The organism is Alkalibacterium sp. 20 (genome assembly GCF_001885615.1).
GTDB lineage: Bacteria > Bacillota > Bacilli > Lactobacillales > Carnobacteriaceae_A > Alkalibacterium.
Map to the genome: position 1 here is coordinate 1 of NZ_LSRN01000054.1, position 14,400 is coordinate 14,400.

Consider the following 14,400-nt stretch of genomic DNA (forward strand, 5'->3'; position numbering starts at 1 on the left):
ATAAATCACTCGCCTAGACTATTTTTTTATACATTTAGTTTAAATAAAAAAATCGGATCAAACACTTTTCGATTTTAAAAAAAAGAAATCACAAAGTTAAAATTAAACGCCCACATGTATTTACAATTCCGTCGTGTGCTTTAAAACAAAAAGTAGTTGAAGTTAGATTGATCCAGCTTCAACTACTTTTTGTTTATTGTGTGAAAAAGCGCTTCGCAATTTTAAAAATTCGGTTCACTCATTTGAAAAGAAATCGAAGAAAAAAAGAAAATTTAAAAACAGCCGTAAAAACAAACTGAAAGTTAGGTGTTTCTAGGAAGAGCATAAAGAGATTCCGACGTCGTCCGTTTTTTCGCGCTGCTCCAAAACGTTGACGTGTCAGGCTGTGCCTGACGAATCTCAAAAAAAAAAAGCGACGTCAGATTCGTAAAAAACGCTGCTTTTTTAAATATCAAAAATCCTATATGTATCAAGGGGTACAGCGTTCCAATGTGCACATTTGTGTACAAATGTGTACTTATGTGTACATTATGTACACATAATGTGTACGTTTTTTGGCCTTTTTTCAGCTCTTTTTTTTCGGAAAAATAAAAAAAAGCAGCGATCAGAAATAATTTAATCGCTGCTTTTTTATTTTTATTTAGGTCATTATTTATCTAAAAAGTTATAGAATAGTCCTCTTCTTTTTGTCGATTATTCCAAATTAATACATGAAATGAGATGGAAATAGGTGTCGATAAACGGCTGTTGCTGAGCTTTTTTTCTCGGAATTTTAGTCAAAAAAGAGAGAAACTTATTTTTTTAAGTACGTTTCTATCATTCATAATGTGTCCAAGCAGACCAAATTTTTTGCCCAGAGAAATCAAAAAAAATAATTTTATCAATGAAAAGGATATACTATTTTTTTTGTGTGTGTTAATTTTAATTTGAGAGGGGGTTGGGAGATATAAAAAGACCAACTTATATAATACTTATAAACATAAGACTAAATTAGAGAAGTGTGTTTTTACTATTTTATCGAAAAAAATTGTCAAATCAGGAATCGCATTAGTTTGTGGTGCTTTACTAGCAACAACTTTTAGTCCAGCAGCAGTTAGTTATGTTAGTGCTCAAGAACAACTAACTATGTCCGCGCCAACTGAAAGTGTTGAAAGTTCGGATAAAAAAATAGTCAAGATTTCAAACCAAGAAATTTTCGATGCTATGGAAGCTACCGGGTATAACGTAGAAGATTACCTTACTAAAGAGGAAATTAACCAAGCTAGAGAAGAAAAAGACCAATTTACTATTGCCTTAAGTGGTGTTGGTGCTAGCTCGGGTGCGTTAACTGCGTTTCTTGGATCGGCTGTAGGTATGATAGGGTCAGCGACTAATGGTATAAGTATAGCCGGTCAGACATACATAAGAAGTACTGCTTTAGGGATTAGAACAGGACTTAGGGTGAAAGGAGTGTATCTGCAATAAAATGAAAAAAACAACAACGTGGTGGATATATGGAGTAATAATGCCGTTTGTCAGTCTGTTTATTATAGAATTATTGCCAATTAACAATTTAGATATTTTTCCAAGACTTATTATAGGCTTTTCAGTTGGTTTAATTGTGAGTATGATAATATTTTTTATTAGAAAAAAATACCTGACCTAAATTTTCCACAAAGTCTATGTAATGGCAAAATTTGCTTCTCTCATGTGAGTGCCTCTTGCACATGCTTCCAGTGTTTAAAAGCTTTGTACCGTAAAGAGGTATTCACATTGCCTTTTCTTATTTCATAATTACACTGACTTCATCATGTGTTACAATTTATTTAAAATGAGATTTATTTTAGAATACATGAATTGACATAAAGTCGTGTATGTAGAACCTTGTTAAAATAAGAGTTTTTTTATCTCTTAATAACTAGCAAAACGCAAGAATTCAATGCGTGGCAACCTCTATTTTAGGTGTATCCTGTTTTAAGAAAAAGTTTTAAGGTAATAAAGCAATTACGATACTAGAAATTAAATCAAATCAAATATAGATTCGATTAATTTTTTAGTAGAATAAGTTAGTTTTTTAAACATATTTTTGAAAATGCCTCTTCTTTTGTATTTACAGATACATGAAATGTTATAAAATCAGATATCTATAATTTTCTTGAATTAAGAAGTACTTTTCTTACGAAAAGAGAAGTAAGTTATTATGATAAAAGTAATGTATATGACTAATGCAATAACTCCAAGAGTAGTAAACCTCATAAAAAGTCTTACTAAGCAGCGCGTAAGTTCAAAATCTATGATAGCCATTAAAATATTGGCTTTTTTTCTATTATTAATTAATAGAAAAAAGCCAAATAATAAAGCGCATGCAATTATTGTCATCACAATAAAAAAATAGTAAACAGTAGATCATTTTCAGTTCCAATCATGTTAGCTCCTCTATTCTTTAAGAGTTTGGATTGGCAACACTTAAACACTATGCATTAGTCAAACAAAAAATTATAATCATGATAAAAGGAGTCGCTTAAGGTGAATTCAAGTCTGCCTAATTTTATAACAGTATTTAAAAAAACGTCTAAATTTTTAGACACTATACTCTAAAATTAGATAAAAAAGATTATAATTTTACTAACGAAAATTATAATTAGATTTCTTAAACGACTATCTATGGCAACAATTACTTTACATTAACTTAACTATCCCAACATTGGCAGCAGGTTTCCAAGGTGAAGAAGTCACACCTGTCTTTTCAATCGGTGCTAGTCTAAGCGTTTGGAGGGCTCCTTTGTTCGGTTTGCCTGTAGAGTTTGTAGCCGCATTAGGATATACGAGTGTTTTTTCTTCTACTACAAATACAATTATTGCACCTGCACTAATTGGAGCAGCAGTTTTTGGCTTTAATTATTTACCCTATTTTCTTTTCGCTGTTTGTATTTCTTATGTTTTTAATGGTAATCATTTGATTTATACATGACAAAAGCCCATCTTTTAAAATAAAACAACTCGATTTGCTTATTGATTGCTTAAAATTTTATTTATTGCTATTCTTTGTACAAATAACAAATAGGCGATGGTGTTCGCCTTTAACTATCATAAATAGATATGATTAATGACGCCTACTTAGACAAACGCAATTTCATGCGTTTATTTAAGTAGGCGTCATTTTGTTGTTTAAAAATAAAGGAGGAAAAAGTATGTCAGCAACTATTCATTTTATTAAAGCAAGGGAAATATTTGATTCGCGTGGTAACCCAACAGTAGAAGTAGATGTCCATTTAACCGATGGTTCATGGGGACGAGCAGCTGTCCCTTCAGGCGCATCTACTGGAGAGAAAGAAGCGGTTGAGTTAAGAGATGGGGGAGAAAGACTAAAAGGACAAGGAGTATTAACAGCAGTAGAAAATGTAAATACCGAAATCAACAATCTTTTAGTAGATCATTCTCCATTTGATCAATCTGCTATAGATGGTTTAATGATAAAAGCAGACGGAACACCTAATAAAGAGCGCTTAGGTGCTAATGCTATATTAGGAGTATCTATGGCAGTTGCTAGAGCGGCAGCTAATTCATTAAACATTCCACTCTATCGTTATCTTGGAGGAGTTGATTTAGAAATCCCATTGCCATTTTTTAATGTTATTAATGGGGGGAAACACGCTGACTCTGGTATAGACGTACAAGAATTTTTAATTACTCCTATAGGTACTTCAAAATTCAGAACAGGATTAGAGATGATCGCAGACACTTATCACACGTTGAAAAAAATTTTAAAAGACAAAGGTTTAGAGACAGCTGTTGGAGATGAAGGTGGATTTGCTCCCCGACTAAAATCAACTGAGGAAGCACTTAGTCTCCTAGTCGAAGCAATTAAAACAGCTGGATATATACCTGGTAAAGATATAGCAATTGCCATGGATCCTGCAGCTAGTGAATTTAGTTCTAATGGCGTCTATCATTTTGAAGGGGAAAAACTAAATTCAGATGAAATGATTAACTACTATCAAAGTATTATTGAAAAATATCCTATTATTTCTATTGAAGATGGTTTATCTGAACATGATTGGGATGGATTTAAAAAAATGACAGAGCTAATGGGTGATCGTATTCAATTAATAGGAGATGATATTTTTGTAACAAATCCAGAAATTTTCCAAGAAGGAATAAATAAGGGTGTAGCCAATTCTATCTTAATTAAATTAAACCAAATTGGAACAGTTACTGAATCAATTGAAGCGATTAAAATGGCTAGAAAAAATAATTATACAACTATGATTTCCCATAGATCAGGAGAGACAGGAGATACATTTATTGCAGACTTTGCTGTAGCAATGAATGCAGGGCAAATTAAAACAGGTTCAATTGCTCGATCGGAGAGAGTCGAAAAGTACAATCAATTTTTAAGAATAGAGGAAGAATTAGGAAAATCAGCAAAGATGTCTTCTTTTGAAATTTGAAGAAGTTCGTACCAAACCATTTAATTTTAGACAAAATGTTAAAAATTAATTAATACATGAAATGTTATAAAATCGTGTATAGAGAATCCTTTTAAAACGGGGTTCTTTTTCTTTAGGGGTCCATAATACATGATTATGTGGTATAGTAAGTGTAATCATGTATCGCTTTTGTGGAAGGAGAGCCGTTTAAAATGACGTACAATGTCCAACCCCTCCGTACTCAGCAAGAAATTAACGACTTTTTATTCTGTTTACGACGCAATCAGCACGCCGAACGCGATGTGTTTCTGTTTTTGATCGGGATTAACAGTGGCTTACGGATGTCCGATATCGTTAAATTGAAAAAACAAGACCTATTAACCGCAAAAAACCCCCGAATCGTGGAACAAAAGACGGGGAAAACACGCATACTCTATTTAGGGAGCCTTCAGGATCTGATTCAGGACTACACTAAGACCCTGGACCCGGACGATTATCTCTTCCCCAGCAGCAAGGGCGGGCATTTAGAAGTGAATACCATCTACCAGATGTTTCAAAAGGTCGCTAAGCTCTTAGGCAGAGACGATATTGGCACGCACACGCTGCGTAAGACGTTTGGGTACCATTGCTATAAGAAGACAAAAGATGTGGCCACACTCATGGAAATATTCGGTCATAGCAGTGAGAAAATTACGAAACGCTATAATAGTAATAGTTTATAATGTATTCGGGAGAAATGCTTCTGTAACTATGTTATTTTCAGAAGTTTTAAACTTCAATAGTTATCTAGCATTTCCAGTTATTACTATTCTACATTTCTCATTTTTTATAAGTTACGAACTTGAAAAAGGAACCATATATGATTTAAGAACTAGTATTTATTCACACACCCAGATTTTTTTCGCAAAATTTTTATACAGTATTATTTCTTTCTCTCTGGTATTTGTACCTGCAAATGTATTACTATTACTTTATACTTACATTGCCGATCTCAATACTGAAGAATTTATTGGAATGAGTCTTTATTCATGGTACTCAATTTTAGGAGTATTCTTTCTTACAGTGATTATGTTGATTATACACTTCGTTACGATTGGTTCTGTGACTTTAATAATTAATACCATAGGCTTCAAGCAAAATACTACCTTTATTCTTAGCTTTTTAATTTTTCTATTACTTAGAATCGTTCCTATTCCAAATTTTTTAGAAAAATTTACTTTTATTAACGGAGCAACTGTAAGTAATAATCTTTTAAATTTTGAAAACGTAATTTATATCAATGGTCAAATTGCTCTTTCAAGTATTATCTTTATTATTATATTTTTTTATATGGGAGAATTTATTTTTGTATTTAAACAAAGATCTTAATTAATATTACTAGGAGAAAATTATGAAAAAAATATTTGTAACTTTAACAACGTTAACAATTTTATTAGTTTCTCTCGTTTGGTTAAATTCACTTGAAAATCAAAAAATCGAAAACCAAGAACAGAAAACTCTTGCAATTGAAAATTATATTGAAGAAGCTCCTGAAGACTTAAACGCAAAAAAAACTTTAGGAATGAGATACCTTGCACAAAATGAATATAATAAGGCTCAGGTTATTTTAAACGACATCTACAAACAAAGTACTAGTAACGAAGAGATTTTGCACCCGTTAGTAGTAGTAGAACTTAATCTAGAAAATTACGATAGAGCTATTAAATTATCTGAAGAACTGTTAAAATTCAATAATTATAATAGTGTAGCTTTATTTAATTTAGCACAGATACACTTTTTGAAAGACAATGAAGAACAATTTTTAGAATATTTAAATTCATCAGTAGACGCTTATAATTTTACTAAAGAGGGAGAAACAGAGTTTGATGATTTTTATAATAATGCCAACACTATTTCTAACGAATATAAAAAACTTTTAAGTAATGGAGAAACGGATAAAGCTAATTCACTGATAGAAAGTAATGAACTATTTTTCAATGTCGTTAGAGAAAAAGCAAAGGGTAATATCGCTAATCAATGAGGGGAATTCTGACTAAATAGAAAAGAGAGGCTAATGAATGGACTTTAAGATTAAAGGAATTACTAGAAAAATTATAATCACTATTGCAACATTAATAATATTAGTCTTCTTTTTTATAATATTACCCAATAATGGAGATTATGGCGAGTATTTAAGTCTGTATATTCAAATTATCATATACTTATTAATTAGTGTTGTGATTTGTTCTCAATTTTCACGGGAGGATAATCATCATAGATTGTCGTATTTAGTAGGAAATTTTGATTTAAAGGATGGTTCGTGGTTAAAATGGGGAGGGTATTCTATTTGTCTAATAATTTTTGGATACGTAACAGTTATTAGTATTTCAAATATAATTATTTCTGACGTATATGAATTTTTCATATTAACCCCTGATACGGAACAATTTCATACAACCGTATACAATCTTCTAGCTATTTCTATATCCGTACTATTTGCCCCTATCGCAGAAGAACTATATTTTAGAGGCTACCTGATGAACAAGTTAGGGGCCAGCAAGGGTTTAATTATAGGAGTTATTTTTAACTCATTCATATTCTCAATTTTACATTTAGATAGCTTCTTTATTCCACAGTTTTTAAGTGGGATTTTTTATAGTTTAGTTTATATTAAAACAAAGAAGATTATTATACCTATTGTACTCCACTCTTTTCATAATCTAATCAACTTTATAGTATTATTTTTCCCTTATACTCTAGTCCAGCCTGTTGGAATGCCTTCTAGAAAGGGTATTGAAGCGGTATTTGATATTGGGACAATATTATTTCTAATTATTCTCCCAGTAGCTGCATACTTTGCTTATACTAAAGTTAAAAATTTAAATGATAAAACACCATACCAATGGAATAAAGAAAGACAACAAGAAGTCGTTAACTGATTGATTTTACTCACATATAAAAACGCTGCTTAACTGCTATGTCCTCCTCGTATAATAAGTTTGTAGTTAAGAATTGTTCTTAACTACAAACTTATTATACGAGGAGGGATAATCAATGAGAAGAGAATTAGTTATCGGCTTATTAATGCAATCTATAATCATAGTCATGGTCTATTTTTTTGATGCACCAGATTTATTTTTAGGGATTTTTCAAGGGATTTCATTAGGTTTAATGATCATAGGCGTGATCCCTACACAATATTACTTAGGTTTTAAAAACTGGAAGAGTACTGCATTTAATTCAAAATAACATAAATTTTTGAAAACATGATAATTATTGAGTTTGTCTTAACTATAAATATGACAAACTCATCCTCTTAACCCAACCCCCGCTAACTGCAACGTTCCCGGGGCGTTGTTTTTTTGTCGGTTTTCAGTTTGTGTTAACTGGTTTTATGGTACCCTTCCTTATGACAAACCTACGGAAAGCAGGCGAACGTATGAAAAATGTCGATCCGATTCGGGATCCAAGGAAGATCCAGGCCATGAAAACGTACTTGAAAGGCAAATCGCCACGGGACGCTGCCCTATTTGTGGTGGGGATCAACGTGGCGCTGCGCATTACCGATCTGTTAAACGTGCGCTAGGGGGACGTTCTGGACGAATCCAAGCAATTTAAACCCTTAACCTTGGTGGAACAAAAAACCGGTAAAGAGCGGCGCATTCACCTCAACAAGCCGAGTCAAAAAGCCCTGCGCGACTTACAGGCGGCACTCCCGGCCGTTCCCCTGGAGGACTACCTGTTTCAATCGCGTGAAGGCCACCAGAAGCCCCTCTCGCGACAACAAGCGCTGGTTATTCTGAAAGAGGCCGCACAAGCGGTCGGGATCAAAGATAATATTGGCACGCATAGTTTACGGAAAACCTGGGGCTATCATGCCTGGAAAAATGGGTTTAACCCGGCGTTGATTATGGAGACCCTCATCCTGAATCACAGCAATTTGCCCATCACGAAGTGCTATTTAGGAATTTAACAAGATGATATTAATGAGCAGTAAGGGCAGTTTACACTTATAATTAGCCTTGATTCTATTAAAAAAAGATTGACTGAAAATAAATTTCAGTCAATCTTTTTGTTTGAGTTTTAATGATTCATTAATTCACGAGTATTTTTATCGACAAAAGTAATTTTTAAGTCCAATCCACTGGCCACTTTTGAAAGGGTGCGAAGAGAAGGCGACTGAGAAAAGTTTTCGATCCGAGCAATTTGCGCTTGGGTCAGATTGGTTTTTTCAGCGAGCTCTTCTTGGGTCATCTTCTTTTCTTTACGATAACTTGCTAATAGCGCGGTTAATTCAATCATTTCTTTTTCTTCTTCTGAAAGGCTGGTAATCTCTTGTTTTAATTCATTCCAATTCATCGTCATTCCTCCTCGTGGCGTTCGAGCCAGTCATTTAATTTACGTTGGGCTTGATCAATCTCTCGTTGCGGGGTTCTCTGGGTTTGTTTACGAAAGGGATGCAATAAAAGGATGTCATTCCCTGTTAGCACTGCAAAGAATACGCGGTAAGGTACGGGGCGCAATTCCCATATTTTCCCCTCAATTTTTTTCGTAATCGATGCACCCAGAAACGTTCCCTCATACTCCAATCGTTCAATTTGATAGTATACTTTTTTTAAGAGCGATTTGTTCTCTTTGGTTGGCCGGTCGTTTAATTGTCGGATCCAATCTTTCATCGGACTATTTCCATTGATGTCTTCGTAGATCTGAACGGTATATTTTTCATAAAAGACTCCTAATTCCTATAATCTGTCTTTATAATATACCAAAAATGATATAATTTCAACGAATTTATATTTTGGATGTGATAGGCATAAAGGAATGATTTCAATGACTATGACGAACTCAAAAGATCGAATGAAAAAAGGCGCGGCTAAAAAAAGCGAGATGCGCCTTGCTGTATCAATCTTTGTACTCTTTTTATGAGTTTGTCATACTTACCTTTAAGACAAACTAGGTTTTCATTTTAATGTTGGATAAATTACTTAGTCTTATTTTTGTTTTTTGCTATTATAATGCCGATAATCAACCCGATTAATGTGCCAAAAGGAGGACCTACAACATAAAATTGAATATCAAAAAAATATTGTAAGATTAATGCAAGTAAAGTTCCACTCAAGAAGCCAAAGCCAACACCATAATTGGAGTATTTTCTTCTGTTTCTATCTCTCTCTCTCTCTGCTTCTCTTTCTCTAGACATATTATATTAACTCCTTTTTTTATAATTATTTTCGACAGGTTAACTATATCAGATTGGGATTCTTTTTTATCACTTAATAGGTAAAAATAGAAAGTTGATTTGCCCTGCAGCTAGGTAGTTAGTACACGTTTCAAAGAAAAGTATGAATTATTCAGGATAACAACACTTGGAAAAGTATTTTATTTTAAGTATTGTAAAGTACGTACATCAAAGTTACATATAGTGAACGGAAGTAAAAAATATCAGCAGGTAGAGTATAAAGAGGGTGAAATTTATAATTAATATTTTTTAATCATACGTATGTTAATTTTTTGTAAGTCATACTAAGTAGGATTTATCTATGTTATTGAGATTATTATTTAAAGGAAAATGGGTACTCACCTAGATTAGGTGTATATGCTAGAGTATATTTAAACGCCGCAATAGCGTATTTTTCTTGATAAATATGACATATTAAAATGATCGATAAAGGCTCGACTATTTATCGAGCCTTTCTTATTCTCTGAATAAAAAGTAAAATAGTACAAACATAATAACGGTTAGCAACAATTGAGTAAAGTCTAAGTAAATAATTTGGTTTTCATATATGATTAAAAAAATGAGTAAGAGGTGTTTTTTATGGAATTTATACAACGATCAATTGAATTGAATGGACCTATTCTAATGTTCGAAGTTCTTTTCTTAATTGGAGGAATCATACTTATAGCAGCAGGATACAAAATTAAGGAAAAAAGCAAAAGTTCTGGGGTAGTGAGTATTGTTGTAGGGAGCATAATAGTTCTTTTATCAATATATGTCATGTTTTCAACACTTATATTTCGATTAAATTCGTAGTCATTAGTCCAATTTGTTAAGGTATAAATGAGTTTAATATACTTTCAACCAACAGATTGGTATCACAAGGCTTGTCGGATTTCTTTGTGATGGAAAAGTTTTTGATTAAATTGAGTGAGTGGTCCTACAAAGAGCATTTAATTTTGAAAGATGCTACGTTCTATCAACGACGTTAGGGTTTGATAAACGCTCAACACGTGATTTAGATATCATAGAAATAAAATTTAATATTTGGACCAAGAAAAAATGCAAGAGATCGCTAATTTTATCACGCAAACCGATCAAGATACGAATTACTTTGAGTTATTTGGTATAAAGGAATATCGAAAAGCGTTTGAATATTATGAATACGATTTGAAGCTGCATTATATTAATAGTAAAGTGCGGTTTACCATCTCGATTGATTTTACGACAGGCGAAGACTTAATTGACGTAACGGAGTCAAATATGATTCTTTCTCTATTTATAGCAGTGTTCAGCTCACGGTTCCTCGATATTTACTAGAACAAATCAGTGCGGATAAATTTTACACCACGTTGGCATATGAAAAAAAATCTATAAATTACTTTCGCCATTGTTAGTTGATCATGTGCACCACCATTAAATTAAGCATACTTTGATTTATAAACAACGTAAATCTCAACAGCTCGTAATAGATAAAGAAAAAAACAAAATAAAACGTAATATAATAAAAAATAAATCCAAATTGGAAATGGACTTACTAAATTATAAAAATATTCTATGAATTACTACACTAGTGTTGCATGAAACATTATATGTTTTATAAATTTGTTTATATTATTCCAATAGACAAAAAAGTCCTTTATACTGAACTCAGATGACTCATCCAAGACCAATAAAAAGGACCAAACTCATAGATAAGTATAAAACAAATTCTGCTTTTAATAAATGGTTTTCTTCAATTAAGTTAGATTGTTTACCGAGCCCTATTCAAAAAAAGATTTTTTCCTTTGATAAATACCATAAGAAACTTAGTTTCTTTCAAGCTCTTCACCTTAAAGTCTATGAAATTATTGAAAATAATTTAAGTGTTGATGAAGAAGGATTGTTAGTAGTCTTGAGTGAAGGATCGATAGTCGAAAATGACGATAGCTTCTCTCTTCAAGCTAATGTTAATAAAGACGTAAACTTTTGGTGGGGAAGAAGAAGATATAAATCCAGAACAAATGCTAGAGGATGGGCTGCGAATATAAGAGCTGCAGGTCATTTAAATGCAGCTGCTGCATTTGGAGCGGCTGTGTTTGGCTTGGGAGTAGAGGGAGCACCGAACACCCTGGGTGCCATATATGCTTATAACTTGTCAGAGAGAATCGATTGTCACAACGCTAGAACAAACCGCGGAATTGTTGCTGATTTACATTTTACTCAAACGTTCACAATAAAACCTCAATAGTTAGGATAATGACATGATAAATTTTTTAAATGAGAACACAACAATAGTTATAATATTATTGCTAGTTGGCTTAATAGTAAGTACTTATATACACAATAAAGGGATGGTAGATTGGGCAAGAAAACCAATATTTTTGATTCCTTTGGGTATTATAGGAGCAGTAGCATTACTCTTCACTTTATTTGCTGTGTTTATTAGTTAATATAATCATAAGTGAAGCTTGAACTCTAATTAAAAAGGGTTAGAGCTTTATTTTTAAAAATAAAGCTCTAGGGGATTAAGATGATTCAGTTTATATCACTAGTGTTGTATGAAACACTAGTGTATTGATATATATAATCTAGAATACGTTCCATATTTGGTAGAAATTAAAAATGGAGAAATACAAGACACTTTTGACAATACTTATATAAAAAATGATGAAAAAACATTAGAAAATCTAAGTATGTTTTTTAGATAAATATTTTCATTGTAATAAAAAACAAAGGGAAAAAAATGACAAAAATCATTCAGAAAGTAACTATTATTTTATCCCTTTTAATACTTATTGCCACAGCCTTAGCTCCCGCTTCTCACGCTGCCCGTTTAGATAATCATTTAGACGAAGATACTTTTGTTCTAGACGTTTATGATGAAGAACTAAACGATACTATTAAAATATATTTATTGTATGCTGATAATGGTAAGAGTAGAGTTCAAGGTATTAATTCTGAAAATGAAATTATTTATGACTATTCTTTTGATGTTAATGATCAAAGTATGACTTCTGAGCTAACTGGTGAAGTTGTAGATATTGATGTTCCAGAGGTTAATTTATTATCAAATACTTCTACTCAATCTAATTACTGTAACGGCTCATCCTATCAAAATATTTCTTATACTGTTAGACAAGTCGCATCAGGAATAGCTGGAACAGCTACTCTTGCTGCAGTAACCGCTAAGCTGGTTGGGTTAATCTCTGCCAGTAAAGGTTTTAGAGTGGCTACACGTGCCCTTAAGATGGCAGCTGGTACTGTTCTTTCTGCTATTCTGAATGGGAATTTTAGTAAGAGAGTATATTTACGTATTGATTTTTCTTGTTCACGCATGTGGGCATCCGATCCTTTCCACCCTTCAGGAGGTTTTTATTTTTACGGGTGGAGATATTTGAGCACAACTTATAGAGGAGTTTGGTAATTTGAAGTGCTATGAAAAATAATAATCTTCATATGCGGAAAGGGGGATGTACGTGAAAGAAGAGAAGTCGTATAATAAGGTTTTTTCGCTATCTTTATCATTTTTAACTGTTTTCTTTTTACAGTTTATTTTAAGCCCCGTGCAGAATCTTTTATTGATGTTCATAACTTATTTTACGCTTGGTTTTTTCCTACCTACATGGATGAAAGACAAACGAATAACAATTAAAAGGAAGGTAATTTTATGTTTAATTGCCTGTTTGTTAATGGGTTCATTTGTTTTCCATAATTATGGCTTTATAGAATATAGAAACTTTCTTTTATGGTTTTGGGTTATATCTAGTTTAAGTTTTATTGTATCTTTTCTATTTAATATAATTAAGAATAGAGAATGAAAGTTTTAACTCAACGACAAAAAATTTAGCTTTTCACAACTCTATGAAAGTCAAATTAACGAAAACTGATGAATTAATTGATATGACAAGGACAGAGTCTAAAATACACTCTGTCCTTGTTTGTTCTTTTTCTTTTGGTTTATCTTACTCTCAGATTAAATGGATTAATTTAAATATAGCAGATCCAATCTGTTAAAAACCCAATCGGAAATTCAATAATGTTTCACTGATCTCATCTTCATTGATCCCGATATAGCGCTTGGTGATTTTCTCACTGCTATGCCCGAATATTTCCATAAGAGTCGCCACATCTTTTGTTTTCTTATAATAGTGATACCCGAACGTCTTACGCAGGGTGTGCGTGCCAATATCGTCTCGCCCTAAGAGCTTGGCCACCTTCTGAAACATTTGATAGACCGTATTGACTTCTAAATGGCCGCCTTTGCTACTGGGGAAGAGATAATCAGACGGGTCCAGGGGGTTAGTGTAGTCCTGGATGAGATCCTGAAGGCTCCCTAAATAGAGTATGCGTGTTTTCCCCGTCTTTTGTTCCACGATTCGAGGGTTTTTTGATGTCAAAATATCCTGTTTCTTTAGTTTAACGATATCTGACATGCGTAAGCCGCTGTTAATCCCGATCAAAAACAGAAACACATCGCGTTCGGCGTGCTGATTACGCCGTAGACAGAATAAAAAGTCGTTTATTTCTTGCTGAGTACGGAGGGGTTGGACATTGTACGTCATTTTAAACGGCTCTCCTTCCACAAAAGTGATACATGATTACACTTATTATATCACATAATCATGTATTATGGACCCCTAAAGAAAAAGAACCCCTGTGTAAAGGGATTCCGGATACACGATTTTTATGTCATTTCATGTATTAAACTACTCATGTTATTTCTTGTACAACAAAAGTAGGGATCAGTAATAAACTGTCTCAAGCAAAATTGCTTATATATTTTTAAAATCAACGGGCTAACTTAAACTTGAA

Annotated in this window: 17 protein-coding genes, 1 pseudogene and 1 riboswitch; of the genes and pseudogenes, 14 read left to right on the forward strand and 4 right to left on the reverse strand. The window is 32.8% G+C overall.

Annotated features, from left to right (window positions below):
* The first annotated feature begins 1,125 nt into the window (after positions 1-1,125).
* The 11 genes and pseudogenes from AX762_RS09140 (at position 1,126) to AX762_RS13015 (ending at position 8,361) form a co-directional block, all read left to right on the forward strand.
* Positions 1,126-1,464, forward strand: coding sequence for a hypothetical protein (locus tag AX762_RS09140; RefSeq protein ID WP_071848833.1), 339 nt, complete (start codon positions 1,126-1,128; stop codon positions 1,462-1,464).
* Position 1,465: 1 nt separating this feature from the next.
* On the forward strand, positions 1,466-1,645 hold the full coding sequence (locus AX762_RS12815) for a hypothetical protein (protein WP_071848834.1): 180 nt from the start codon (positions 1,466-1,468) through the stop codon (positions 1,643-1,645).
* A gap of 1,011 nt (positions 1,646-2,656) precedes the next feature.
* Positions 2,657-2,950: pseudogene (locus AX762_RS09155) on the forward strand (chloride channel protein); the annotation flags it as partial.
* Positions 2,951-3,033: 83 nt separating this feature from the next.
* Positions 3,034-3,102: riboswitch (Fluoride riboswitch) on the forward strand.
* Between the two features lie 68 nt (positions 3,103-3,170).
* On the forward strand, positions 3,171-4,430 hold the full coding sequence (gene eno / locus AX762_RS09160; RefSeq protein ID WP_071848836.1) for a phosphopyruvate hydratase: 1,260 nt from the start codon (positions 3,171-3,173) through the stop codon (positions 4,428-4,430).
* Between the two features lie 191 nt (positions 4,431-4,621).
* The gene (locus AX762_RS09165) at positions 4,622-5,131 is read left to right on the forward strand and encodes a tyrosine-type recombinase/integrase (protein ID WP_071848837.1); all 510 of its coding nucleotides are present in this window, start codon (positions 4,622-4,624) and stop codon (positions 5,129-5,131) included.
* A 28-nt stretch (positions 5,132-5,159) separates the two neighbouring features.
* Complete coding sequence (locus tag AX762_RS09170) at positions 5,160-5,777, forward strand: hypothetical protein (protein ID WP_071848838.1); 618 nt, start codon at positions 5,160-5,162, stop codon at positions 5,775-5,777.
* Between the two features lie 22 nt (positions 5,778-5,799).
* Positions 5,800-6,429, forward strand: coding sequence for a lipopolysaccharide assembly protein LapB (locus AX762_RS09175; RefSeq protein WP_071848839.1), 630 nt, complete (start codon positions 5,800-5,802; stop codon positions 6,427-6,429).
* A gap of 37 nt (positions 6,430-6,466) precedes the next feature.
* On the forward strand, positions 6,467-7,327 hold the full coding sequence (locus AX762_RS09180; protein WP_071848840.1) for a CPBP family intramembrane glutamic endopeptidase: 861 nt from the start codon (positions 6,467-6,469) through the stop codon (positions 7,325-7,327).
* A gap of 115 nt (positions 7,328-7,442) precedes the next feature.
* Positions 7,443-7,637: a hypothetical protein gene (locus tag AX762_RS09185; protein WP_071848841.1), complete on the forward strand. Its 195-nt coding sequence runs from the start codon at positions 7,443-7,445 to the stop codon at positions 7,635-7,637.
* 190 nt (positions 7,638-7,827) lie between these two features.
* Positions 7,828-7,974: a hypothetical protein gene (locus AX762_RS13010; protein WP_218162501.1), complete on the forward strand. Its 147-nt coding sequence runs from the start codon at positions 7,828-7,830 to the stop codon at positions 7,972-7,974.
* Between the two features lie 45 nt (positions 7,975-8,019).
* Positions 8,020-8,361 carry a tyrosine-type recombinase/integrase gene (locus AX762_RS13015; RefSeq protein WP_256244672.1) on the forward strand — a complete coding sequence of 114 codons (342 nt, stop codon included), beginning with the start codon at positions 8,020-8,022 and terminating at the stop codon, positions 8,359-8,361.
* A gap of 110 nt (positions 8,362-8,471) precedes the next feature.
* Here AX762_RS13015 and AX762_RS09195 read toward each other — a convergent pair whose 3' ends face one another.
* From AX762_RS09195 to AX762_RS09205, 3 genes are all read right to left on the reverse strand, one after another.
* Complete coding sequence (locus tag AX762_RS09195) at positions 8,472-8,747, reverse strand: helix-turn-helix domain-containing protein (RefSeq protein WP_177244080.1); 276 nt, start codon at positions 8,745-8,747, stop codon at positions 8,472-8,474.
* A 2-nt stretch (positions 8,748-8,749) separates the two neighbouring features.
* Entirely contained in the window at positions 8,750-9,064 is a 315-nt protein-coding gene (locus AX762_RS09200) for a type II toxin-antitoxin system RelE/ParE family toxin (protein WP_071848843.1), read from the reverse strand.
* Between the two features lie 305 nt (positions 9,065-9,369).
* A complete protein-coding gene (locus tag AX762_RS09205) occupies positions 9,370-9,588 on the reverse strand; it encodes a hypothetical protein (protein ID WP_071848844.1) in 219 nt (72 codons plus the stop codon).
* A 1,080-nt stretch (positions 9,589-10,668) separates the two neighbouring features.
* Between AX762_RS09205 and AX762_RS09215 the strand changes: the two genes are divergently transcribed.
* The 3 genes from AX762_RS09215 (at position 10,669) to AX762_RS09230 (ending at position 13,012) form a co-directional block, all read left to right on the forward strand.
* Entirely contained in the window at positions 10,669-10,926 is a 258-nt protein-coding gene (locus AX762_RS09215; protein WP_071848846.1) for a hypothetical protein, read from the forward strand.
* Between the two features lie 334 nt (positions 10,927-11,260).
* A complete protein-coding gene (locus AX762_RS13415) occupies positions 11,261-11,836 on the forward strand; it encodes a hypothetical protein (protein ID WP_071848847.1) in 576 nt (191 codons plus the stop codon).
* A 495-nt stretch (positions 11,837-12,331) separates the two neighbouring features.
* Positions 12,332-13,012, forward strand: a complete 681-nt coding sequence (locus tag AX762_RS09230; RefSeq protein WP_071848849.1) for a hypothetical protein — start codon at positions 12,332-12,334, stop codon at positions 13,010-13,012.
* A 586-nt stretch (positions 13,013-13,598) separates the two neighbouring features.
* Here the strand turns inward: AX762_RS09230 and AX762_RS09240 are convergent.
* Positions 13,599-14,150, reverse strand: coding sequence for a tyrosine-type recombinase/integrase (locus AX762_RS09240; protein WP_071848851.1), 552 nt, complete (start codon positions 14,148-14,150; stop codon positions 13,599-13,601).
* Positions 14,151-14,400: the final 250 nt, after the last annotated feature.